General features: G+C 55.2%; 22 protein-coding genes. 14 read left to right on the forward strand and 8 right to left on the reverse strand.

Features of this window, described 5'->3' with window-relative positions:
- The first annotated feature begins 724 nt into the window (after positions 1-724).
- From GOX61_RS13655 to GOX61_RS13700, 10 genes are all read left to right on the forward strand, one after another.
- Entirely contained in the window at positions 725-2974 is a 2250-nt protein-coding gene (locus GOX61_RS13655; protein WP_170334515.1) for a TonB-dependent siderophore receptor, read from the forward strand.
- Between the two features lie 59 nt (positions 2975-3033).
- A complete protein-coding gene (locus tag GOX61_RS13660) occupies positions 3034-4020 on the forward strand; it encodes an iron-siderophore ABC transporter substrate-binding protein (protein ID WP_170334517.1) in 987 nt (328 codons plus the stop codon).
- Between the two features lies 1 nt (position 4021).
- Positions 4022-5053 (forward strand): FecCD family ABC transporter permease, encoded by a 1032-nt coding sequence (locus tag GOX61_RS13665; protein ID WP_170334518.1) that lies wholly within the window; start codon positions 4022-4024, stop codon positions 5051-5053.
- Entirely contained in the window at positions 5050-6060 is a 1011-nt protein-coding gene (locus GOX61_RS13670; protein WP_170334520.1) for a FecCD family ABC transporter permease, read from the forward strand. The genes GOX61_RS13665 and GOX61_RS13670 overlap by 4 nt, the downstream gene beginning before the upstream one ends.
- Positions 6061-6062: 2 nt before the next feature.
- Entirely contained in the window at positions 6063-6845 is a 783-nt protein-coding gene (locus tag GOX61_RS13675; protein ID WP_170334522.1) for an ABC transporter ATP-binding protein, read from the forward strand.
- A gap of 12 nt (positions 6846-6857) precedes the next feature.
- Positions 6858-7919 carry a siderophore-interacting protein gene (locus GOX61_RS13680; protein WP_170334523.1) on the forward strand — a complete coding sequence of 354 codons (1062 nt, stop codon included), beginning with the start codon at positions 6858-6860 and terminating at the stop codon, positions 7917-7919.
- A 270-nt stretch (positions 7920-8189) separates the two neighbouring features.
- A complete protein-coding gene (locus tag GOX61_RS13685; protein ID WP_170334525.1) occupies positions 8190-9143 on the forward strand; it encodes a MotA/TolQ/ExbB proton channel family protein in 954 nt (317 codons plus the stop codon).
- Between the two features lie 4 nt (positions 9144-9147).
- A complete protein-coding gene (locus tag GOX61_RS13690; RefSeq protein ID WP_170334527.1) occupies positions 9148-9519 on the forward strand; it encodes an ExbD/TolR family protein in 372 nt (123 codons plus the stop codon).
- Between the two features lie 4 nt (positions 9520-9523).
- Positions 9524-9907 (forward strand): ExbD/TolR family protein, encoded by a 384-nt coding sequence (locus GOX61_RS13695; RefSeq protein WP_170334911.1) that lies wholly within the window; start codon positions 9524-9526, stop codon positions 9905-9907.
- Positions 9904-10749 carry a TonB family protein gene (locus GOX61_RS13700; RefSeq protein WP_170334529.1) on the forward strand — a complete coding sequence of 282 codons (846 nt, stop codon included), beginning with the start codon at positions 9904-9906 and terminating at the stop codon, positions 10747-10749. The genes GOX61_RS13695 and GOX61_RS13700 overlap by 4 nt, the downstream gene beginning before the upstream one ends.
- Positions 10750-10846: 97 nt before the next feature.
- Here GOX61_RS13700 and GOX61_RS13705 read toward each other — a convergent pair whose 3' ends face one another.
- The 3 genes from GOX61_RS13705 to GOX61_RS13715 form a co-directional block, all read right to left on the reverse strand.
- On the reverse strand, positions 10847-13027 hold the full coding sequence (locus GOX61_RS13705) for a TonB-dependent receptor (RefSeq protein WP_170334531.1): 2181 nt from the start codon (positions 13025-13027) through the stop codon (positions 10847-10849).
- 24 nt (positions 13028-13051) lie between these two features.
- Complete coding sequence (locus tag GOX61_RS13710) at positions 13052-14356, reverse strand: MFS transporter (RefSeq protein ID WP_170334533.1); 1305 nt, start codon at positions 14354-14356, stop codon at positions 13052-13054.
- Between the two features lie 122 nt (positions 14357-14478).
- Complete coding sequence (locus tag GOX61_RS13715) at positions 14479-15132, reverse strand: TetR/AcrR family transcriptional regulator (protein WP_170334535.1); 654 nt, start codon at positions 15130-15132, stop codon at positions 14479-14481.
- 873 nt (positions 15133-16005) lie between these two features.
- Here GOX61_RS13715 and GOX61_RS13720 point away from each other — a divergent pair.
- Together GOX61_RS13720 and GOX61_RS13725 are read left to right on the forward strand one after the other, a co-directional pair.
- The gene (locus tag GOX61_RS13720; RefSeq protein ID WP_170334537.1) at positions 16006-16452 is read left to right on the forward strand and encodes a hypothetical protein; all 447 of its coding nucleotides are present in this window, start codon (positions 16006-16008) and stop codon (positions 16450-16452) included.
- Between the two features lie 111 nt (positions 16453-16563).
- Positions 16564-17034, forward strand: coding sequence for a Dps family protein (locus GOX61_RS13725; protein ID WP_155149316.1), 471 nt, complete (start codon positions 16564-16566; stop codon positions 17032-17034).
- Between the two features lies 1 nt (position 17035).
- On the opposite strand, the gene GOX61_RS13730 is transcribed toward GOX61_RS13725, so the two are convergent.
- Positions 17036-17290 (reverse strand): DUF1289 domain-containing protein, encoded by a 255-nt coding sequence (locus GOX61_RS13730; RefSeq protein WP_170334538.1) that lies wholly within the window; start codon positions 17288-17290, stop codon positions 17036-17038.
- Positions 17291-17458: 168 nt separating this feature from the next.
- Positions 17459-18049, reverse strand: coding sequence for a TetR/AcrR family transcriptional regulator (locus GOX61_RS13735; RefSeq protein ID WP_170334540.1), 591 nt, complete (start codon positions 18047-18049; stop codon positions 17459-17461).
- A 118-nt stretch (positions 18050-18167) separates the two neighbouring features.
- On the opposite strand from GOX61_RS13735, the gene GOX61_RS13740 reads away from it, so the two are divergent.
- Entirely contained in the window at positions 18168-19112 is a 945-nt protein-coding gene (locus GOX61_RS13740) for an alpha/beta hydrolase (RefSeq protein WP_170334541.1), read from the forward strand.
- A gap of 183 nt (positions 19113-19295) precedes the next feature.
- On the opposite strand, the gene GOX61_RS13745 is transcribed toward GOX61_RS13740, so the two are convergent.
- Positions 19296-20192, reverse strand: coding sequence for a GlxA family transcriptional regulator (locus GOX61_RS13745; RefSeq protein ID WP_170334542.1), 897 nt, complete (start codon positions 20190-20192; stop codon positions 19296-19298).
- A 95-nt stretch (positions 20193-20287) separates the two neighbouring features.
- Between GOX61_RS13745 and GOX61_RS13750 the strand changes: the two genes are divergently transcribed.
- The gene (locus tag GOX61_RS13750) at positions 20288-21205 is read left to right on the forward strand and encodes an MBL fold metallo-hydrolase (protein ID WP_170334543.1); all 918 of its coding nucleotides are present in this window, start codon (positions 20288-20290) and stop codon (positions 21203-21205) included.
- A gap of 61 nt (positions 21206-21266) precedes the next feature.
- Here GOX61_RS13750 and GOX61_RS13755 read toward each other — a convergent pair whose 3' ends face one another.
- Together GOX61_RS13755 and GOX61_RS13760 are read right to left on the reverse strand one after the other, a co-directional pair.
- Positions 21267-22016: an SDR family oxidoreductase gene (locus GOX61_RS13755; protein ID WP_217353862.1), complete on the reverse strand. Its 750-nt coding sequence runs from the start codon at positions 22014-22016 to the stop codon at positions 21267-21269.
- Between the two features lie 26 nt (positions 22017-22042).
- A complete protein-coding gene (locus tag GOX61_RS13760) occupies positions 22043-23038 on the reverse strand; it encodes a quinone oxidoreductase family protein (protein ID WP_170334545.1) in 996 nt (331 codons plus the stop codon).
- Positions 23039-23085: the final 47 nt, after the last annotated feature.

Genomic DNA, 23085 nt, shown 5'->3' on the forward strand with positions numbered 1-23085 from the left:
TCGTATTCTGGAACAGATCACGGCAAAACGCGGTTTGCAGGCTGACCACGCGACTCTCAACAGGTGGATTGTAAATTACGCATCGCTGACCGCAGCTCGAGCACAATTGATGAAAGGTCCAACACAGGATTCCCTGTAAATTAATGTGACTTACCTGCGTGCACGCGGCAGGTGAATGTATCTGTGTTGCGCGGTCGACAAAGCAGGAAATACCCGGGACGTCATGTTATCTGAGCGGAGCGATAGCCCAACCGTGACAAGGTTCTTTTTTCAAACAGCGTCACGGGTAAGATCATAATCGAAAAGAGCGCGCGAATGCAGCTGGTATTCGAGAAGTAAACAAGATCCTGAAGTAGTTCGGTTGCTCAGCAAAAGGATCTATTCTGATCACTCTACATTGAGCGACACAACGACTTGGCAGCAGCCCTGCCCAGGCCAGCTGCAGCATTTCTGTCTCAATGCATTGTCCCTTACGTCAACTATACCTAGAAACGCTTCACGTAAACTTGACAAAATCACTCTAGAATTTTACGCCACTGCCAGAGCGTGCATTGCATGCCAAGAAGCAAGACCAAGTCACCGCCTCGGCGACGCAAAGTCCAGCCAAAAAATGTGGGACAGCGAACCCGGGCAGAGGTGAAAACACCCAAGCCAGACCGGGAAAGCTTTTGTGTTTTGAACACATAATGCGCCGGCGTCGCCTGTCGGCGCTTGGAGACGGAATATGTCAACACGAAGCAAGGTTCTGGCGGCAGGGCCACTTGTGGTAACAGTAGGTTTGGCCGCGCAACCGCTGCAGGCTCAGACCGCAACAGACGAAGTCGTGCTGGAGCCGATCACCATCGAGGGTGGTCAGACCAGCGCACTGGATAACGTCGAAGGCTATGCGGCAGAGGCAGCTGTCAGCGCCACGCGCGGGCTTCCGGCAGACGTTGCAACAACACCGCGCGCGATCAGCGTCATCACCCCACAGCAGATCGACGATCAAGGTGCAACCACCATTGAAGAAGCGATCTCATATACACCCGGTGTAACCGCACAGACATTTGGCGTAGACGGTCGCTTCGACCAATTTGCCATTCGGGGTTTCGAAGTACAGAATTCAAACAGCTATCGCGATGGCATGCCACTGCGTCTTTATGGGTTTGCAGGTTGGCGGACAGAAACCTTTGGTCTTGAACGGATCGAAGTTCTACGCGGTGCAACCTCAAGCCTGTATGGGGCAAGCCAACCAGGCGGGTTGGTCAACTCGATCACCAAACGTCCCAAATTTGAAAACAGCACTGAGCTTATGGCGCGTGCTTCGGCCTATGGCGGTGTCGAGCTTGGCGTCGATATCAATGCGGCTGCATCTGATGAACTGGCATATCGCTTTGTATTCCTGGGTGGGGAAACAGGCACCCAATATGAAGAAACAGACCAGAGCCGCCTTTACTTTGCACCATCCGTTACCTGGAAACCGACGGACGCAACCAATCTGACGGTCTTTGCACAGTATCAGAAAGACAAGGTGCCGGATTCATACATTCTGGTTCCGCAATACGGGTCGCAATTGCCGAACCCCGTGCGCCACTACGGCAACGATTTCTATTCGAACAATCCTAGCCGCAACGATATAGAAACGACCCAGAATTACATTGGTTATGAATTCGATCATGCATTCGGGGATGGTTTCACCTTCCGGTCGCGTGCGCGGTATGCCGACAACGACTGGACCAACAACACCGGTTATGCTGCGGCCTTCTTCTCATCGGCGATCCTTGCCGGTCGCCCGCCGGTTCCGAATGCGATTGACGCAGCGGTTTTGGTCAACTTCGACGTCGACAACAAAGCCAAGCAGGCGACATTCGACAACGCGATTTCGAAAGAGTTCTCATTTGGCAACGTGAATGCAACTGTCATCGGTGGTCTGGACTACTATCAAAGCGACTATGACGGGACACAGTCATACGCGTTTGGTGGCGTTAATCTGTTCCAAAACAACTCAATTATCACCCCTCCGGGTATCCCCACAGGTCCTTTGGTCACCAATTCGATTTCCCAAAACATCAAGCAAACAGGCCTGTATCTGCTCGGTAATTTTGAAATCGGCAACAACCTGATCGTTGATGCGGGCCTGCGCCACGATTGGGTCGATATCAGCGGAACAGCCGGCACCGTGTCACCGCTGCCATTCGTTCCCAATACGACCACCGATCTGGATAACAAGCGGAACTTTACCAGCGGGAATCTGGCTGCGTCCTACAACCTTGACAACGGGTTGAGCTTCTACGGCTCGCTTGCGCGATCGTTTAACCTGCCTCCGGCTGGCGTCGACGTCGCGGGCAAGCAATTGGATGTTGAACAGTCAAACTCCTGGGAGGTTGGTACGAAATTCCGTCCACTCGGCACCAACTCGCTGTTGTCGGTCGCGTATTTCGATATCACCAAGAAGAACACACCTCAGGCCGTTGCCGGACGTCCCGGAGCGTTTGAACAGGTTGGCGAAGTCAAGTCGAAAGGGATCGAAGTCGAAGCAAACTATGCGTTCGGAAATGGCCTGTCGATTTTGGGTGCGTACAACTACATCGACGCGAAAATCACCAAGAACGCGACCAACCAAGGCAACCGCCTGGCACGGATCCCGGAACATTCTGCCTCGTTGTGGCTGGCCTATGAGGTTGCTCAGGCACCCGGTCTGCGTCTGGGACTGGGCGCGCGCTACACCGGCGAGCGTTTCTCGGACAACGCCAATACAGCTGCTTTCAAAGTCGGCGGCGTGACGGTTTATGACGCCTCTTTGACCTATGAAAAGAACGGTTGGGTAACAACGCTGGCAGCCCGCAACCTCGCGGACAAGGAATACGTAAGCTACTGCCAGATCGACAACACCGGCATTCTCGCTCTGTTCCCCGCGATCAATGCGTCGCAGGCAGGCGGGTGCGCCTATGGCGCAGGTCGCTCGGTCGAGCTGACGCTAAGCCGCCGCTTCTAACTCTACTCCAACCCGGGCGGACACGATGCCGCCCGGGTCTTTCTTTCAAAGGTCCAAAGATGCTGCAAAAACTGTTGACCTGTATTGCATTGGCACTCTGCCCCGTCGGGTCGAGTGCCGATTCATTTCCGGTCGAAATCGAACATAAGTACGGAACGACCCGGATCGAAAGCGAGCCGAAGAAGATCGTATCGCTCAGCTTTATCGGCCATGACTTTCTGCTTGCTTTGGGGCTTAAACCCTATGCCCTGCGAAAGTGGTACGGGACCGACCCCTACGGAGTCTGGGCCTGGGGGCACGAAGCCCTTGGCGATGCGCAACCCATTGTCATGCAGGGCGAAATCAATATTGAGCAGATCGCTGCCATGAAACCCGACCTGATTATGGGTCAATGGTCGGGCATGACTGAACGCGACTATTCGCTATTGTCACAAATCGCGCCAACTGTTCCGCCTGCTGCTGGATATGGCGACCACGGCATGTCATGGCAGGAGATGCATCGCACTGTGGGGCTGGCAACTGGAAAATCTGCAGAGGCCGAGGCCCAGATCACGCGCCTGCAGGATCGGTTCCAGGAAATCCGTGACGCGCATCCAGAGTGGCAGGGTGCCTCCTCGGTCATGGTTTGGGCGGGCCAAGCAGGCGCATACACAAACCGGGATATTCGCGGGAAGTTTCTCGAGGACCTCGGGTTTGTTGTACCAGAAGCTGTGAACAACCGCGGGGCGCTGGACATCTCATACGTCCTGATCCCGGCTGAGGACCTGTCACCGATCGATGTTGATACGCTGGTGTGGATCGACGGGGGCAGTTCTGCATCGGCCCTGAACCGGATGCCACTGCGCCCAACCATGCGCGCCTACAAAGAGGGGCGCGAGGTTTATTCTGATCCGCTGCTGTCAGCAGCACTCTCGCATTCCAGCCCGCTGAGTCTGGATTACGCCCTGGATAAACTCGTCCCGCTGCTTGAGGCCGCGATGGATGGTGACCCGGCAACCGTGGTTCCGTCCTCACGCGATGCAGGCATTTTACCTGAGGAGTTCTGAGATGACGGCGCATACGACTTCCGTTCCCTCGGAAGCCCCCAACACCGACGCCCGAGGCATGTGGCTTGGCTTGTCGGTGTTGGGGCTGATTGTTTTGTCCGTATTTGCCCTGCGTTTTGGCCTGAGGCCGATAAGCTGGGGAAGCATCTGGTCAGCCTTAACCGCATTTGAACCCCTGAACCCCGATCAGATCGTACTCCGCGAGATCCGGGCTCCAAGGCTGGTCGGGGCCGTTCTGGCCGGGGCCTCTCTGGGAATGGCCGGAGCACTCATGCAGGGCATGACACGCAATCCGCTGGCGGACCCGGGTTTCCTGGGCGTGAATGCCGGTGCCTCTATGGGTGTCGTGCTCTGTGTTTTGGTGTTGGGCATCACGGATCCCGCCGCCTTTGTCTGGGTTGCACTCGGTGGCGCATTCATCGCTTCTCTTTTGGTGTTTTTGCTGGGTGGCGGCAATCAGGCGAACCCTGCACGACTGATCCTTGCCGGGGCTGCAGTTTCCGCATTGTTTCTGGCACTCAGCCGATCACTCCTCTTGGTCAGCCAGCAGACGCTGGACGTGTACCGGTTCTGGGTTCTTGGCGGCTTCGATGGCATCGACTTTGGAACAATCACCGCTCTGTTGCCCTTCTTTGCGGTCGGCATCGTCCTGTCGTTGCTGGCAAGCTTTGTTCTGAACGCCCTGATGCTGGGGACGGATACCGCACGCAGTCTGGGCGTCCGGGTCGGCCTGGCCCAAATCCTGATCGGACTGGCAATCGTCATTCTGTGTGGCGCGACAGTTTCAATGGCCGGTCCAATTGCGTTTGTGGGCCTGATTGTCCCTCATATCGCGCGCTGGATCGCAGGTGCTGATATGCGCTGGATGCTGGTGTTTTCCGCCAGCATCGGAGCCGCGCTGATGGTTGCCGCTGACCTGCTGGGGCGGCTGCCCCTGTTTGGCGGCAACATGCAAGCCGGTGTCATGTCGGCCCTGATCGGTGGCCCGGTATTGATCTGGCTGGTGCGCCGCAACGGAGTTCGCAAGCTATGATCCTTCGTCTGCCTTTCCTGTCGATGCACCTGCCAGCACGTGCAATCACTGTTAGCCTATGCCTGGTTTCTCTGTTGGTCGTTGCGCTTCTTTCTGCGCTTCACCTCGGAGCTTATCCCCTCAACATCTCGCAGATCGGCCAAGCCGTACTTGGTCATGCCGAGGGAATTCAGCGGATGATTGTTCTGGATCACCGGTTGCCCAGAATCCTGACCGCAATCGGAGCCGGCGCGGCGTTTGGTTTGGCTGGATCAATGTTCCAAACCATGCTGCGCAACCCGTTGGCTTCGCCTGACGTGATCGGGTTCAGCGCCGGGGCCAGTTGTGGTGCTCTGCTGGCCATGATCCTGACAGGCGGATTTGTTCTGTTTGGTGCTTTGATAGGCGGTGTCGTGACCGCACTGGTGGTGATCGGTCTTGCCTGGAAAGACGGTTTGCACCCCTATCGACTGATCCTCGTAGGGATCGGGGCCAGTCTGACCCTCTCAGCCGGGGCTGATCTTCTTATGACCAAGCTGGACGCCCTAACCGCTGCCGAAATGGCAAAGTGGTTGGTCGGGTCACTTAACGCACGCAATTGGGCGGATGTTCAGCTGATTTGGGTCGGGTTGGCCGTCCTTTTGCCCCTCTCGCTTTGGCTGCAATTCCCCCTGACCCGGCTGGCAATGGCAGACGATATTGCAAATGGGCTGGGCGTTGCGCTGTCCTCTATGCGTCTTGCGATCACCGCAACGGCCGTCGCATTAGTGGCGCTTGCCGTCAGTGTCGCCGGGCCGCTGCCGTTTGTGGCTTTTGTGTCCGGCCCGATCTCCAGACGCCTTGTGCGCCAGGGTAAGCCAGCGCTGCTACAAGCCGCAATTGTCGGTGCGCTGGTGACTTTGCTGGCCGATATGGCAGCCCGCTCGGTTCCACTTGTTCACCTGCCCACCGGAGTTTTCACCGCCATCATCGGCGCGCCCGTCCTGATGTGGCTGCTGCTCGTCCAATTCAAGAAAGGGACACTTTAGACATGACCCAGCTTTGTCGCCTTTCGGCACGAGACATATCAGTTTCATTCGGCAAAACACCTGTGCTGAAAGAACTGCACACTGACATACCAGACGGCAAGTTGACCGTGATTGTCGGGCCCAATGCCTGCGGAAAGTCCACACTTCTGCGGTCATTGGCCCGGCTGCAGCCGGTCAACAAGGGGCAGGTCGTTCTGGATGGCAAAGCCATTCACAAGCAGAACAGCCGATCCGTGGCACGGCGTCTAGCAATCCTGCCGCAGATGCCCACCGCGCCCGAAGGATTACTGGTCCGCGACTTGGTTATTCGGGGACGCACCCCACACCAATCCGCGCTTAAGCAGTGGTCGCACGAGGATGCAACTGCTGTTGAGACCGCACTTGAGCAAACCGGTATGGCACACAATGCCGGTCGACCTCTTGAGGCCCTGTCAGGGGGTCAAAGGCAACGGGCCTGGATCGCGATGGCGTTGGCGCAGGACACCGACATCCTGCTGCTGGACGAGCCGACCACCTATCTCGACCTGCCGCACCAGATCGAACTGCTGACTTTGGTTCAGAAACTCAACCGCGAAACCGGGCGAACCGTGGCAATGGTTCTGCATGATATCAACCTTGCCGCCCGGTTCGCCGATCACATCATCGCGTTGAAAGATGGTCGCGTGCATCGCGCAGGATCTCCGGCAGAGGTGATCACCGAGGCGAATATGGACAGCGTCTTTGCCCTGCCGTGCACCGTGATCGCCGATCCCGTTCACGGCTCACCCCATGTCATTCCGGCCTGAGAGGAGATTCCTATGACAATCCGGCCCGACTTTTCACTGAATGCCGAAACACATGTTACAGAACTGGACTTCAACGCCATGCGGCAGATCATGCTGCACGAGGCGAAAGAACACGATCTGCCCGTTCTCGAAAACGAGGACACGCGGGTGACGCTGGAAACCCCGTTCGGCTGCTACTGTTTTGAGGCTGCCAATGGCGGTGTCACATTCAAAGTAACGGCAGCCAAGCAAGATTGGTTGTTCATGCTCAAAGAGCAACTGGTCGAACACCTGGCCCATTTCCTACCCGGCGTTGAAGAGAAAATTCGTTGGTCTGATGCGGATCAAGCTGGGGGTCTGCCACCCAATTTCCACTTTGCGACGGTTCAGGCCGTCACGCCGGTTGGCACGTCTTTTGTCCGGGTCCGGGTCAAAGCCCGCGGATTGTCCAGTTTTAAGGATGACGCCATCCACTTTCGCATCGTTCTGCCGCCCAAAGACTCCGTAAATGTCGAATGGCCTTACGTCTCCGAAAGCGGTGCAACGGTATGGCCAAAGGGTGACAAAGCCCTGCATCGCCCAGTCTATACGACGCGCTGGATCGACCATGCACAGGGGCTGATGGATTTCGACGTTTTCATCCACGAAGGTGGTCGCGTGACGGAATGGGCCCGGAGTGTTGAGCTTGGCGCGCAGGTTGCTGTTGTAGGGCCAGGAGGGGGCGGGATTCCTGAAACCAATCGAATTCTGATGTTCGCAGATGAGACCGCCTTGCCCGCGATGGCGCGTATCCTTGAGGCTCTGCCTACAGACACGTTAGGGCATGTAACAGCACTTACAGAAAACGGGACCAACTGCGCCTATTCGCTGACCGCACCACCAGGTGTGTCTATCACCTGGCTGGATCGGAAAGACGAACACAGCCTGGCGGATATTGCCCTGACCGCCATGAAAGAGTTTCCGGACCACTTTCTGTGGTTTGCCTGCGAAAAGGCCGATGTTCAACGGGTACGGGCAGAATACAAGGCAGAGAATGGCGATTCAGCGCGTGCCTATATCGCCGCATATTGGAGCCAGCCGAGCACCACAGACTGAGCCACTTGAGCGGCAAGTGGCCACTGAGGTAATTGGAATTTACCAATGTTGACAAAATCATACGGGAATTCTACGGAATTATAAACCGGGTCTGAAGACCCAAGCCAGATTGCGCTTTCATGTACCGCAATTCAGCCAACTCACAGAAAACTCAATTGAAGCCGGCGGGATCTTGGTCGCTCGGCGTCTTGTGCTGACATCCGGGGTGATCTCGCCAGTCTCAGGTGACTCCGCCACCCCGCAACACCCTTCGGCCTACTGGAGCCACTTATGAAAACCAACTCGATCATACTGGCTGCTTTCCTCGCCATTCCCGTAGCAGGTTTTGCCCAAAGCACGGCCGCACCGACAACGCCGGAACTTCCGAGTTCGCTGCAAGCTCCGCCCAGTGTGGCGGCAATTCCTCAAGACACACCCGAAGGCGATGCGCCTGCACCGTTGGCTGGCAATCCAGCATCGGCATTGGAAGAACTACCTGCGGATACCGCTCTTGAAACCGACACTTTAGAAGCTGACTCAGGCATCCAAAGTGCGCAGGCTCAAATCCCGCAGGAGGCAGACATTTGGCTGACTGCTCAGAATGCATCCGGCAAGGCAGCAGAATTCCTCAAGAACGGTGGACCGTCGATCTGGGCAATTGCCGCCCTGTCGGTCGTTACTCTGGCGCTGATACTGTGGAAGATCTGGCGTCTGGCCCTGATCGGGGCGTGGTCACGAGGAAAAGCCGGGCAAGCTGTTGCGAAATTCGAAGCCGGCGACACCGAAGGCGCTTTGTCCACTGTCAGCGGCCGCAGAGGCATTCGCTCGAAAGTGGTGGCCCATGCCATCCGTTCGATCCGCAAACTGTCGGAAGACCGCGCAAGAGAAGAAACCGCCCGGGTCGCCAAGCGTGAGATTGCACAGGCCGGAACTGGCCTTCGGGCCCTGGAACTGATCGCGACCATTGCACCACTGCTGGGTCTTCTCGGTACCGTTCTGGGTATGATTGCTGCGTTTCAAGCTCTTCAGCAGGCTGGAAACCGCGCCGATCCTGCGCTGTTGGCCGGCGGCATCTGGGAAGCGCTTTTGACAACGGCTGCAGGTATGGCAGTTGCAATTCCCGCATCGGCGGCACTTACGTGGTTCGAAGCCGTGATCGACCGCATTCGTCGAGATGTCGAGGATGGAGCAACCCGGTTGTTTGTTTCCCAACAACCCGAAGAGATCAGACTGGCGGCGGAGTAGACGCATGCAATTCGCACCGCCAGCCAGACCCCGGCGCAAACCAAGTCTCACGCCGATGATCGATGTGGTGTTTCTGCTGCTGGTCTTTTTCATGCTGGCATCGCGGTTCGGCGCGGACGCCATGCTACCGTTGCCGTTGGTTGGCTCAGGCGGAGACTACACCGGCCCACCGCGCCTAATCGATGTATACCCGGATCGCATAACGCTTAACGGCATAGAAACCAACGACATTGCCCAATCGCTTGCACCGCTGATGCAATCTCCATCCGACATGCTGGTGCTGCGCGGCAAGGACAGTGCAACCCTGCAACGTATTGTTACGGTGACCGAAAACCTGCGGCAAGCCGGGTATGTTTCAGTGGTTTTGGTCGAGTGACATGATGGACTTTTCACCACCCCCGACCAGACAGCGATCTGAATCCATCGTTCCAATGATCAACGTGGTTTTCTTGCTGCTCATCTTTTTTCTGATGACCTCGAACCTGGCCAAACCCGAACCATTCGAAGTTACCCCGCCCCATGCCGGTTCTGAAACGGAGCCGCAGGTCGAACGCATCCTGTATGTCGACAAGTCTGGAAAAATCTCATTTGAGGGGCTTGAGGCCGAGGCGGCTCTGCAAGCACTCGTGAGCATCAGCGAGGCGGATCCGATCATTCAACTCCGTGCGGATGCCGAGCTGGAGGCGAGTGTACTGGCCAAATTGTTGAAAGACCTCACATCCGCTGGTCTGAGCCGCGTTGAATTGATTGTGACTTCGCAATGAAACATACGCTGGAGATCTTTGCATTTGTCGCCCTCGCCCTGATGGTGCATGTGCTGGCCTTTGCGCAGAGACCAGAGTCCAGCCAGCAATCCGGCGGTAACGGTGGTGAAGCCATAGTTTCCATAAAGGCCGCCGCGGCCACTGTCGCTGAGATGGTCGAAACCTGGGAGCGTCCGCCTGTCACGGTGCCGGAAATTCAAACACCACTGACTGCACCGAGGGAACCGACCTCGTTGGCGACCACCATTCCGCAAATAGATACAAGCCCGGCCGCTCGTCCAGAAATGCGATTGGCGGCACCGCCACCAGACAGCCTGAATGATTTCAATCCGGACGCGATCCAACCGCCGCCCCTGCCCCCAATACCTGAACCCGAAATCAAGGTATCATCTGACACGCGGCCAAAGCCCCGACCGCCAGAGGCTAAGCCTGAGCAAGCCCAGAAAGCCAAGACAACATCATCCGGTCGAAAAAAAGAGGTGGCAGCCGGGTCGGGCGGAGCGGCGCAGGCAGGGACAGGAAGCGCCAACGCGACTACCGGCAACCCGGGCCAGAACGCGAAGCTGCAGGCTGTATGGGGCGCGAAAATCCGGGCGCGTATAGACCGGAGCAAGCGCATTCCGCGCGGAACCAAAGCCAGCGGTGGTGTAACCATCGAGCTGCACGTATCACGCGATGGAAAGCTGTTAAGCCATGGCATCCGAAAATCTTCAGGCATCGCGGCCTTGGATGACGCTGCCCTGAAGGCAGTAACCCGTGCCGGGCGGTTCCCGAAGGCGCCTAAAAACCTGCAGGGTAACAAATTTAGTTTTTCCGTTTTGATCAGGCTAGAACCACGCTGAACGACAATCACCGTGAAGCTACGACAGCTTCGTATAGAAAACAGCCGCCGTAAGAATACGGCGGCTGTATCGATTTAGATGGTGCAGAGCCGTCAGGTCAGAAAGTCACCGAGTATCCTGCCCAGAACCTGCGCCCCTCGGCCGCCACAGGAATATCCTGACCGGTCAGTGGGTTTGTGCGAACCGAGCTGGCTGTCGGGTTCAACTGATTGGTGTCGAACAGATTGTCGACAGCAAAGCTGAATTCGCCCAGACCAATCTGTTTCGCCAGACGCGCGTTGACCGTGGTTGTATCTTCGACAACGGTGTAACCCTTGTTATCCCGCTTGCCGGTGTAGACGATCTCCCCCGCCACACGCAGGCCATTGTCAAAGACGTAATCACCATACAGCGTTGCTTTGACCGGTGCTGCGATACGGTTGTTGGGCAGCCAGCTGTCCACTTCGCCGTCGTTATTGCTGTCGAAACGACCTTCGGTGAAGGATGCAGACAGACCGACATTGAAGGCAGGGTTCACTTGGTAGTCCGCGATGATCTCTCCGCCCCAGGTTTCCTCCTTCTGCTGCGTGATGGCGTTGGTGGCCGAGTTAAACACCGTGCCCTCGTCCGATTTGGCAAAAAATGCCGACGCTTCGATACGGAACGCACCACCGGTATGACGGGCCCCGATCTCATAGGTGTCGACAATCTGAGCCTCGGGTCCGATCGCAGCATAGGATACGGTCTGACCAGGAACGAGAGGGTTAGATGCCATCGCACGACGGGTAAACGCGCCTACGTCCGGCAGAGAGAAACCCTGAGAGAAACCAGCGAATATCTCGGTACTCGGAGTCAGATGATAGACACCGCCGAAGTTAAAGACCGTCGCATCGTAGTCAAAGTTTCCGCCTGTGACGTTTACCGCTGGCAATGGGCGCGCACCCGCTGGCGTCAACTGGACGACGTCAGGACGAACGAAATTCTGAACCGACAGGTCGAAGCGTTCATAGCGAACACCACCCGACAGATCGAACTTCTCACCAAGCGGAATGTCAAACTGCGCAAAGGCGGCAATGCTGCGTTGATCCATTGGGGCAATGACTTCGGTCCCATCCAGCAATGCCTGATTGACATCGTCTTTGCCGATATCAACGCCCCAGGTCAGTTTCGCTCCGGACGCAAGCTGGCTCAGATCGCTGCGCACTGTGGTGCGAATACCATAAGTGGTTGTATCCAGACGGGTTTGCGCGTTGGGATTCTGCCGTGGGTTAGTAGGGGAAACCGGATAGTATAGCGGGTTGGCAACACCAGCAGGTACAAAAGCCGCGGTTCGTTTATTGTCGGTGTAGTAGCCCTGAATCTCAAGCTCACCAATTGCCAGATCGGAATTCAGATAGCGCAGCGTCAAAGCCTGTGTTTCATCCTTGATCGGCTGACCGGTATAGGGTTGAGCCGTATCAACGCTGACCGGATCAGTCAGATAATCAGTGAAGAAATCCGGGTTCTGTTTGAAGCGGTTAGCGTCAAAGCGCAGGTCGAACCGATGCGAGCCCACTTCGTAATCAGCAGCCAGTCCCAGCGAGTAGATATCGCTGTTATCCCCACCGCCTTGACCCACAAGCGGGTCCGACGGGAGCCGTCGCCCTGCCCCGTCAAAACGATCACCGATGCTTTCAGCACTCAGTTCAAGCCGCAGGCCGATATTGTCGACACGCTGATCATGAGCGGCAAAGATCTCGTATCCCAACGAGTCTGATACGCTTTCTCCCTGTGCCGACAATCGGGTAAATACTGTTGTTTGGGTGGCATCACCTGCTCGCTTGGTCACGATATTGATCGTACCGCCAGTAGCACCATTCCCGTATTGGGCATTCGATCCTTTGACGATCTCAATCCGTTCGACTGAATTGACATCAACCAAAGCCAGTTCGCGGTCGAAGCCCCGCAGTTCACTTGTACGCGCTACCCCATCAATCAGAATCTGGATGTTTCGCCCACGCAGCGTCTGGCTGGCCCCGGACACCGTGCCATTCGACACGCTGAGACCGGGCACGAAATCCGACAATATCTGCTCGAGGGACTCGCCCTGAAGGATACGCTGTTCGATATCGTTTGATGTAATGACCTGAACCGTCCCCGGAATAGTCGAGGTGTCGGCATTGCTGCGATAGGCTGAGATTGTGATTGGCTCGAGCGTCAACAGATCTTCTTCGGTTGCGCTGTCTTGCGCGAAGACTGGTGAAGCAGTGAGCAAAGCGGTAAGGGCCGCGCTGGTTCGCAGCACGCGTTTCTGTCCCATCAGATTGTTCCTTTTGTGTGTGAGTTAGTTCGGTGAGGGCACCCGGGTGGAAGAGTGATCCTGGGTGGGTGCGACCTGCCTGATCTGTGATTTTGAAAGAAGAACGAGGGCGACACCCCCCGTGACGAATGACAACGCACAAGCGAGCCAGAAGACAAAAGCGTATCCGAAGGCCTGCGCCGCGACCCCTGCGGCCATTGAACCGACCATGTAGACAAGCAGGTTGGTGCTCGAGAGTATGGTAAAGTCCGTTCCCGCCTGTGACAGCGACGAAACGCGCATGAACACAGTGAACAGGCCCACAATTTCCATATAACGGCTGAACGTGTTCAGCATGGACAGGCCTATCAGCGCTTCGTACGGCAAACCGTACAAGGCGGCAGTTCCGTATAGCGCGAAGATCAGTGTGCGACCTGCAATCAACGCCGCGAAGAATGGTGCCAGCCCGAGGCGCTTGATCACGACCATGCCAAGATAAGCGCCCAACAAGCCCACGGCAGCAGCGGACCCGCCGGATATCAACCCGATCAGGGACAAGGAAAGGCCCGCATCCACTAAAAAAGACTGCTCCAACGCCTTGATTAGCCCCTCAGGCAGCCTGAATATCAGTGCAAATGCAAAAACCGCCAAAGCGCCGGGTCGCGTGAAAAAATGGCGCAACCCGGGTTTCTGCTTTTCGCTTCCATCTTCTCGTTTTCCCAGTGCCTCTGGAACTATCACTGAAACCGCTACTGCCGCGAAAGAAAGTGCACCTGCGGTCAGGACCGCAGTTTGCCACCCGACGATGTCATACAGGAACAAGGTGCCGGATCCGCCAATCAAAACACCTGCGGCAACCGCACCGCTTTGAATGGCGTTTCCGCCCGACTGGTATCGCGGGGGCAGATGCTCGACCGCATATCCGTCGGTTGCAATGTCCTGCGTCGCCGAGGCAAACGCTGTTGTTAACAAAAGCGGAAAGAACAGGCTGATGTCCCGAACCGGGTCAAGCTGCGACAAGGCGATAATCGTCAGCAGAACAATTGACTGAGTGCCTATGATGACCCCCTTGCGCCCAATTCCTCGATAGCGCGACAGGCGGTCGATCAACGGTGCCCAAAGAGGTTTGATAACCCAGGGAAGCATCAGAATCCCCAGCCCGCCGATCAAGGACAGGTCTACACCGCGAGCCCGAAGGATCGGCGGCAACGCAGCGGCGACAAGATAGATCGGGATAGCCTGAGCCACGTAAAGCCCAACAAGCGTCAACCACACACGCGCATCAAGGCGGTCCGGCGTCGGCGACTGGACCGTCTGGTTCGTTAGGAAAATCGTATTTAACCTGGACATTACTGACCGAACGCCTTGCTTGCAGGTGAAAACCGCGGCGAAACTAGACAGAATTACTCAGGTTTACAAGAAAAATGAGCTGTGGCTCATATTTTTGAATAAACGATTGTTTTATATGATAATTACGATCTCTTCTTGCCGTCTAATTCTGGGAAATCGAAGGCCAGCATCAACATTCGCTTACACCAACCCAGAATCCGCGTGCGGTTTGGCGAGTCGTCAGTCATGGCCAATACCTGCAAACAGGCTATGGTGATCTGGTTCTGTAACAGAGCCAGCTCCTGCCCAAGCGCGGCGGGCGGGTGGCCGCTGATTTTCGCATGCAGCCCAACAATACGCTCAAGGATCTGCTGCAAATGTTGCGCCTCCAATTCGGCCAATTCGCGCGAACTGCCCATGGCTCGGCGCAATTGCCAATGCCCGCGCGAGTTAATCTCGGGATGACCGGCCAGTGCCACAAGAATTGCGTCGATGCAGTCTTCTTTGGACAGTCCGTCCTGAAGCGCCTGCCCGGCCTCATCCAGCGCATTTAGCGTCTGAGCAAGCCAGCGTTTGAAAAGTTCATAAAAAATGGCCTCTTTGTTGGGAAAGAACTGATAGAGGCTGCCGATGCTAATATTTGCGCGTGCTGCGATCGCATTGGTGGTCACCCGGTCTGCAGGCCCTTCTTTTAACAAAGTCAGAGTCGTTTCCAGAATGGTCTCGACCTTTTTTTGTGACCGCAGTTGTTGAGCTGCTTTGCGCGGGGAAACAGAGGAATTCTGGGAATCTGGCATGATCTCAGCTAAAGAACGAATTTTGCTCAATTTTTGTAGCAGAGCGCGTTTCTTTCGGCCACAGCTATGAACTTCTGTAGCGGTTGAATTCCCGGATTGTCCGGTTGGGCACATGTTCTTTTGCTGCATCAAGTCGGAAGCAAAATACAATCATGCTTTGTTCGAGGGACATGCAGTCTTGCCTAATGGAGTATCACGAAACTCCCAATGTGTTTGAACCCTTAAGTCTGATTATTTAAGCCGGAGACGCAGTCACATTTCTTGTAACGGATGCTGGTTATAACTCAGCCTCAAAGCGCGGAATGATCCCTGAATGCACCGCCCCATGGAATGTTGCGATTGACGAGGAACTGACAGTCGAGTTCACCGTCCCCGGGATATACGCGCACATATACGTGCCGCACTAAGAATGGGACATGGTCGGGTTGAAAATCGTAGGCGGCAATGTACCGACCTTAGTGGTAGCTATTACGCAGTAACCTGCTGTCACAGGGACAGCCCATTGTGGGCTAGCTGGCGTCCGAAGATACAAGAGTTTTCCAACATCGAAGTACCGGACCATAGCACCGAGGACATTGCTACAGCATTTCGGGATGCAGGGTTTGAAGTTTCGGTCAGTCGGTTCATGGCAAATGCCTTCATACCCTTGGAAGGGCCAAGCGCCTACTTCCCAACAGACGGGGATCGCCTTGAGGTCTATTCAAATTGGAAGCTTCTTCTCCGTTTCACGCGTCTCTAGGTGTCGAGGCAGACGAACCCGAAAACTGCTAAAACGCTGAAGACCTGTTCAAAAAATCGGTAACGCTACTTGATGAAACTATACCTTACTACTATTGTCAGGTTCTGATGGTGGCACCTGAGAGTGTCAGAGTAATGAAACGGTCCCACGTGATGCAGGCAATCGGTTTCAAAACTGAAGAATACGCCTACGCGCCTCCTGTTCCGACGATGTCGGAGCGGTCGCTGCGTATTATTGATCATCTCCGGATAGTGGCCCGCCGAAGCAGATCAGCCGCACGTGTCGATCTTGAGCAAGCTTGTGCACTGTTGCTGGCTGATCCTGCAGACGCAAAGATGCGCCATGCGGAAACGCTCATGCGCGGGTTCAGACAGGCTGTCTCAAATCGACCCGTTTTTTATAGGCCCGGAACAACCGATCTTTCGTTTGACGAGGCATGGCTGGGACGTTTGTTCGATGCTGTTGAACAGAATGACGACGACAGCTTTCGGTTTCTGATTCAATCACGCATTCCGCGTTGGAATCAAAGAAACCTGGCCTTTCTAATCCGTTCAATTTCTGAGCAATTTCATCAGTTTTAGAATTATTCTAAAAAGTACTTGGAAATTCTCTCCGATCCTCTAGATATGGAACGGAGCGCTGTATTTGTTCCCCAAATCAGCATTGTAACAAGCAGGATCAAGGGAAGTATTATGACCCAAACAGCTATTGACCTCACCAAGGATTCCCGTGCAGCCATTGCAGACGCTTTGAACCAATCTGTCGCGGAAACAGCCGTAACAACTATGCTCGCCCAGAACTTTCACTGGAACGTAACCGGTATGGCCTTTGGCCCACTGCACGAGCTTTTCCAGAAGATCTACGAGGATCACTTCGTAGCACAGGATGATCTGGCCGAACGTGTAAAGGCCCTGGATGCGCACGCAGAAGGCACGCTGGCCGGTATGCTCAAACGATCCAAGGTAAGCGAGCACGAAGGCGACGCTTCTGACAAGGAAATGATCAAGATCATGCTGGACGCTCAGGAAACTCTGGCATCGACCCTCGCGGGCTGTGGTGAGCTTGCGGCCGAACATGGTGATACACTAACCGAAGATCTGTGCATCAGCCGCGGTCAGACTCACGAGAAATTCGCGTGGTTCCTGCGCTCGCATCTGCGCTGATCTAGTTGGTCAGAGTGACGTTCACTTTGACCTTCTTCTTTTTCAGCTTTTTCAGATAGGCCGGTCCCCAATGGGTGTACCGGCCCATTTTTTCCTGCTGACAGATCAGCATCTGGATGAACGCCTCCTGATGCTCTGGTCGCTTGATCGACTTGAACAGCTTCTTTTGGCTCTTCGTCATCGAACATCCGATGCAATGCCCCTCGCGGCGGAACTTGCAAACATCGATACAGGGTGACGGGACTTTCTTGCTCATCACTGATACTCGCTTATACGATTGGCTGAATCTGCGTCGTGTAGCTGGTTGATCAGAAGCTAATGGTCCAGTTCACTAATTTTGTCGAGCAGGCATTCCATTAATCCGGGTGTGTCACAACATTTAGTGTAATCAAAATCGATCTAAAGCAACCAGCAGCTACTGGCTTCAATCTTTCGGTTTGTAATGTGCCATAAACATTGCGATGCAATCGTCCATTATCTCTTTGGGCGTAGGGTTTTCGCCAAGGAAGAACTCTGGCCAGAAGAAGAAGTTTTTGACTAGTGCAAGAAGCTGGTTGGTCGCGAAGACCGGGTCGGCCTGACGGATTACACCTGCATCCATGGCTTCGCTGATCAGCCTTGTTATCGGGTAGTCATGGGTTGCGGATTCAGTGAAGAACTGCCGGGATCGATCAAGGTCACGGATTAGTTCAGATATGACCATCCGGTTCAATCCGAGCGCGGTCTCTTCCGTGATCACCTCAATGTAGCGCCAAAGAGCGTCCTTCAATTGCTCGACGAAATCGCGATCTGGGTCGTAGGGCACCGGCTCCATGCTCCAGTTGCGCTCGATCATGATCTCGGAAATCGCTTCGAACAGCGCTTCTTTGCTTTCGAAATGATTGTACAGCGTGCGACTCGATACGTTCGCATTTTTGGCGATCGTGGCCGTCTTAGCCCCCAGAAATCCTTGCTCTCGGAACTCCTCGATGGCCGCATCGATAATATCTTTTCTTTTCTTTTCAGTGCGTTTCACGATTCTCATCTCAAAAAGTAAAAAGATGTGTTTACAAACACGCCCCACACTTCATAAGTAAACAGTGTAATTTACTTTTGCAAGACTAGATGCCGACTGACCCGAAAGGACCAAGAAGATGGCGACCCAAACCCTGACAGCCGGAAGAAACAAAGTAACCTTCAAATCCTTCGGAGTGGATTTGGTCGGAGACCTCTATCTTCCAGAAGGTTTTGATGAGACCAAGACATACAAAGCAATCGTGGGCGCCAGCCCGTTCCCTCAGGTCAAAGACCAAATTCCCGCAACCTATGGGCCGGAAATGGCTGCAAGAGGGTTCATCTACCTTGGCTTCGATTATCTGGGCATGGGTGAGTCACCTGCGCTTCCTGGAGAGTTCAAGCAATCGCGGTACATGTTCCGTTTGATTGAAAACACATGGGATGCGGTTTCCTACCTTGGAACCCTGTCCTTCGTTGATGAAATCTATGGCCTTGGCGTGTGCCAAGGGGGCTCGATTATCGCGTCGGCAGCCGTTACTGACCACCGCATCAAGAAGATCGCGATGGTTTCCGGGATGATGGCGGCCGATGGCTTCCAATGGGCCGACCGCGACATGGCCAATCAGCAGATCGCAGCTGCAAACGCGTCGATGCAGAAAATGTACGAAACCGGCGAGCCTGACTATGTTACCCCGTTCGGTCTCAACGATGAGCAATCACGGCAGGAGTTCATTGACCTGGGTGTGAATCCGATGGCCGGAGAGACCTATGACTATTACGGACGCGATGGGGTCAAAGGACCGAAGGCTGTATCGACCTACACCAACATGCATATCGGCGATCAGGGCATGCAGTCTCTGATTTCCATCGGTGAAGCTTATGCAGACAAGATCGTTCAGCCTTCTTTGGTGATCTACAGCAAGTCGGCTTTTACAGCGATCTGCTCGACCCAATTTGTCGAAAAGCTAACCAACGAGCATGAAGAACTGGCCTTCGATGAATTTAGCCATGTTGATTTCTACTACAAGCCAGATGCCGTCAAAGCGTCAACCGACGCTGTGGCGGAATTCTTCAGCAAGTGAGTAAATTTGGTAGAGGTCACACTTGCACCTCTACATTTTTAGGCAAACTTAAGCACCGGCGAGGCGGTACGGTTTCTCGAAAAACCTGAGACACCGTGCCGATTTGCGAAAGACCTGCTCATCAGTGGTGACATTGACTTTGCCACCACTGATGAGCGTGCTGAACAAATTCCCGGCTTCGACTCAGGCAGAGAACTTGCGTCGGAAGTCTTTGGGCGTCATCCCAGTTGCCTGATGGAATTTTCGGCCAAAGGCGGAGTGGTCAGCGTATCCTGTGTCAAACGCGATTTGCTGGATCTGCTTTGTAGAATGGATCAGCTGATCTTTGGCTTTCTCTATCCTGATGGCTTGCACATAAGTCATCGGCGTCATGCCTGTCGCAGATGTAAAGCGTCGGATGAATGTGCGTTCTGCCAGTCCCGCTTGTTGGGCGAGATCATCCACCGAAAGACGCGACGCATAGTCACTTTCGATGGCCAATTGTGCCTTTCGAATTGCAGCATCCTGATGTGAAAGATCCGGAGTGAAACTGCGATAGCGCCGCTGATCCATACGGCCGACGTCAACGACAAACCGGCGCGAGGTTTCGATCATCGCATCGCGGCCAACAAAGCGTTCAATGAGCGCCATAGACAGATCCACCCAAGCCATCATGCCTCCTGCAGTTGCCAGATCAGAATGTTCAATCAGGATCTGATCGACGTCCGTCGCAGCGCCGGGGTAGCGCTCGGCCATGAGGGCTTCCAATCCCCAATGGGTTGTCACAGGTCGATTGCCTATAACTCCCGCCTCTGCCAACCAAACCAATCCCACGCAAACCGAACATATAAGCGCCCCGCGCTTATGTTCTTGTTTCAGGAATTTGGGAATGTCAGGTTGGGCTGCGACATCAACCTCCTGTCCCGCGGGCGGTAAGATATAAGCGTCATATCCTGGAACCACTGTGTCGGTGATGGTCACGCGCAAAGAACGATACCCATCAAGACCTCCGGCAAAACTCAACATTTCTTCGATACCGTGAACGGCTGAAGTCAAAGCGCCCCGGTATCTGACAATCGCAATACGTGATTGATCGGTCATAATGGCAATTTATGCATAGTTTTTGTCTTCCATGCCAGTAGCTCAAAATCTGGGAAACAGCAAATTGGGATCCAGAAACATGAAAGGATCAGCCGATGAAAACTCCAGAGCTTACCCGCCGCACTTTCTCCACAGCTCTTCTTGGGGCCGCCACCATCGCCGGATTACCCAAGGCCGCATTTGCAGCAGAAATCGCTACTTTGAAAATTGGCGCAACAACCGTTTCGATGCTGTCCGACGGCCATTTCGAAATCCCATCCGCCTTCTTTCAGGGTGCCAACGGCGCGGCGATGGCGTTGGCAGGTGACCCCATCGACATTGGGGCGACCGTCTGGTTGGTACGTGACGGGGAGCGCACCATCCTTGTCGACACAGGCTCGGGCGCAGCCCTGTCCGAGATGTTCCCGACCGTTGGCAAACTGGACGCATTACTTGCTGCTGAGGGAATTGAAAAAGACACGATCACCGACATCATCCTGACCCATATGCATGCCGATCACATCGGCGGCTTGATGGGGCCGGATGCGGGCGGGTTCCGGAATGCGACAATCCATGTCGCAGAGGCCGAATGGACTTTCTGGACCAACCCGGACCTGCCAGCAGCCGCGCCGGATGCTGACAAGCCCATGATTGATCTGTTGCAATCCATCGCAGGCCCGCTTGCGGATCGCATCAAGACCTATGCGAGTGAAGCGGATTTGGGTGGCGGTATCACATTAGTGCCGCTGGTTGGTCACACCCCAGGGCACAGCGGTGTGCGTATCTTGGCCGACAATGGCGAGGAATTGTTCATTGTTGGCGACGCCATCATCTCGGAAGCGCTTCAGTTCGCGAACCCAACAGTGCGCTATGCCCTCGATTCCGACCCGGAACAGGCGATTGCAACCCGAACAGAACTTCTTGGCCAGCTGGCCGACGATCAAACCATCTTCTCGGCCACCCATCTGAGTTACCCCGGAACCGGGCGCGTCACACGCAGTGGCGACGGGTTTGTCTTTGTTCCACTGACATGACGGTCACAAGCGGGAGAAAGCGCGCCTTGCGCTTTCATCCCCTGCGATAGCGACAGATGCCTCAGGCCCGCACCAGATGCCCGCCATCCACGTCCAACACTGCGCCTGACAGATAATCGTTTGTCATAGCCATGATAACGGCCTGCGCGATGTCTTCGGCCTGCCCCACACGCCCAACCGGCAAGCTGCCACCGACCTCGTCGTACATGGCATCCCGCGTTTGCTGAGGCATCTCGTTATATGCCTCTGTGTCGACCATGCCGGGGCTGATGCAGTTCACGCGCGCGCGTCCGCCAAGTTCAAGCGCCAATCCTTTAGTCAACGCTTCGACCGCCGCATTCACAGCCCCAAGACCCGTCGCCCTTACGGAAGGACGGCGACTCAAGACACCTGAGAAGAAGGTAATCGAGCCCCCATCGGTCAATGACGGCAGCACTTCTCTTGCTGTGACATAGGGGCCTGTAAACTTGGCCTCGAACATGCTGCGCAACTCATCTGTCGGCAGGTCAGTAAAGGCTCCGTGCACCGCGCTGGAGGCCGAGATCACCAAGTGGTCCACTCTACCAAGTTTTCCGGCCCAGGCTTTCACGCCGACTTCGTCCGTCATATCCAGCGGAGAAACTTGCACGGCGCTCCCAATCTCTGTTGCGGCAGCCTCGAGCTTTGCGGTGTTGCGGCTGGCGATGGTGACCTTTGCCCCAAGAGTTACGGCCAACTTGGCAGTGGCCTTTCCCATCCCGCTGCTGCCGCCAACGATGACGACGTGTTTGTTTGCAAGGGCAGTTTCAAAAACAGTGTTCATTTCAGTCATTCCATAAATCGGTCGATTTGAATGGGTCAGTCGATGCGCAGCACCAGTTTCCCAGTGGTGTCGCCCGCTTCCAATCGGCGATGTGCTTCTGCCGCCTCTTCAATGGGCAGGGTCGTGACCTGCGGGCGCAACACATCTTGCTTCAACAGGTCAAATACGGTCGCCATATCTGCATTGAACGCGTTGGGGTGATTGGTGAAATAGGTGTAGATATCACTGACGCGCACTGCCACCGACTTCTGGAAATGCTTCGCCAGGTCCTCCGCGAAGTTGCCTGCGGGCGGACCGGCAAGGAACCCAAAGAGCACCACCGTTCCCAGAGGGGCCAGCGCGTCGAGATCGGATTTGAGCGTATCGCCCGAAACCGGATTCAGCGTCAGGTCAACGCCGCGTCCACCGGTGAGTTCCATTACCCGTGCGGTCACGTCTTCTTTCCGATAGTTGATCACATGATCTGCACCTTGCTCGTGCGCATAGCTGGTCTTGTCGGTGCTGACCGAGGCGATCACTGTCAAACCCAGATGTTTTGCGATCTGTAGGGCCATAGTGCCAACGCCCCCGGCAGCCGCATGAACCAGTACCGTTTTTCCTGCTTTGGCAGCGCCCAGATTGACCAGCATGTGATAGGCGGTCATTGCATTCACCGGAATCGAAGCGGCGGTTTCAAAGCTGACGTCATCAGTCATCCGGGTTACAAATGACGCTTCGATTACTGAATGCGTACCATAGCCACCTGCGCCAACAGGCCCCATCCAAGCCACTCGGTCACCCACAGCAATCCCGTCAACACCTGCGCCAATAGTTTCAACAACCCCGGCCCCTTCAACACCCGGCACAAAAGGCAGATCGGGCATCATTCCTTCGGGCATTTCGCCCCGGCGGATGATCGTGTCGATAAAGTTCACTGCGTTTGCATAGTTTCGGATCAGGACTTGGCCCTCACCCGGAGCAACCACTGCAAGTTCAGTTTTGCGCAAGACTTCTGGTCCACCGATCCGGGTGATTTCGAGTGCATAAGTCATGGTGTTCTCCTTGTGTTAGAGAGAAGATAGAGATCGGGACCGTTGGG

The organism is Ruegeria arenilitoris, assembly GCF_013030265.1.
Lineage (GTDB): Bacteria > Pseudomonadota > Alphaproteobacteria > Rhodobacterales > Rhodobacteraceae > Ruegeria > Ruegeria arenilitoris_E.

Coding starts and splice junctions, on each gene's coding strand:
- GOX61_RS13675 (WP_170334522.1), top strand. CDS start 6,063: ATGACCCAGCTTTGTCGCCTTTCGGCACGAGACATATCAGTTTCATTC.
- GOX61_RS13670 (WP_170334520.1), top strand. CDS start 5,050: ATGATCCTTCGTCTGCCTTTCCTGTCGATGCACCTGCCAGCACGTGCA.
- GOX61_RS13700 (WP_170334529.1), top strand. CDS start 9,904: ATGAAACATACGCTGGAGATCTTTGCATTTGTCGCCCTCGCCCTGATG.
- GOX61_RS13655 (WP_170334515.1), top strand. CDS start 725: ATGTCAACACGAAGCAAGGTTCTGGCGGCAGGGCCACTTGTGGTAACA.
- GOX61_RS13705 (WP_170334531.1), bottom strand. CDS start 13,027: ATGGGACAGAAACGCGTGCTGCGAACCAGCGCGGCCCTTACCGCTTTG.
- GOX61_RS13660 (WP_170334517.1), top strand. CDS start 3,034: ATGCTGCAAAAACTGTTGACCTGTATTGCATTGGCACTCTGCCCCGTC.
- GOX61_RS13755 (WP_217353862.1), bottom strand. CDS start 22,016: ATGACTGAAATGAACACTGTTTTTGAAACTGCCCTTGCAAACAAACAC.
- GOX61_RS13710 (WP_170334533.1), bottom strand. CDS start 14,356: ATGTCCAGGTTAAATACGATTTTCCTAACGAACCAGACGGTCCAGTCG.
- GOX61_RS13745 (WP_170334542.1), bottom strand. CDS start 20,192: ATGACCGATCAATCACGTATTGCGATTGTCAGATACCGGGGCGCTTTG.
- GOX61_RS13665 (WP_170334518.1), top strand. CDS start 4,022: ATGACGGCGCATACGACTTCCGTTCCCTCGGAAGCCCCCAACACCGAC.
- GOX61_RS13680 (WP_170334523.1), top strand. CDS start 6,858: ATGACAATCCGGCCCGACTTTTCACTGAATGCCGAAACACATGTTACA.
- GOX61_RS13685 (WP_170334525.1), top strand. CDS start 8,190: ATGAAAACCAACTCGATCATACTGGCTGCTTTCCTCGCCATTCCCGTA.
- GOX61_RS13720 (WP_170334537.1), top strand. CDS start 16,006: ATGAAACGGTCCCACGTGATGCAGGCAATCGGTTTCAAAACTGAAGAA.
- GOX61_RS13760 (WP_170334545.1), bottom strand. CDS start 23,038: ATGACTTATGCACTCGAAATCACCCGGATCGGTGGACCAGAAGTCTTG.
- GOX61_RS13715 (WP_170334535.1), bottom strand. CDS start 15,132: ATGCCAGATTCCCAGAATTCCTCTGTTTCCCCGCGCAAAGCAGCTCAA.
- GOX61_RS13725 (WP_155149316.1), top strand. CDS start 16,564: ATGACCCAAACAGCTATTGACCTCACCAAGGATTCCCGTGCAGCCATT.
- GOX61_RS13690 (WP_170334527.1), top strand. CDS start 9,148: ATGCAATTCGCACCGCCAGCCAGACCCCGGCGCAAACCAAGTCTCACG.
- GOX61_RS13750 (WP_170334543.1), top strand. CDS start 20,288: ATGAAAACTCCAGAGCTTACCCGCCGCACTTTCTCCACAGCTCTTCTT.
- GOX61_RS13695 (WP_170334911.1), top strand. CDS start 9,524: ATGGACTTTTCACCACCCCCGACCAGACAGCGATCTGAATCCATCGTT.
- GOX61_RS13740 (WP_170334541.1), top strand. CDS start 18,168: ATGGCGACCCAAACCCTGACAGCCGGAAGAAACAAAGTAACCTTCAAA.
- GOX61_RS13730 (WP_170334538.1), bottom strand. CDS start 17,290: ATGAGCAAGAAAGTCCCGTCACCCTGTATCGATGTTTGCAAGTTCCGC.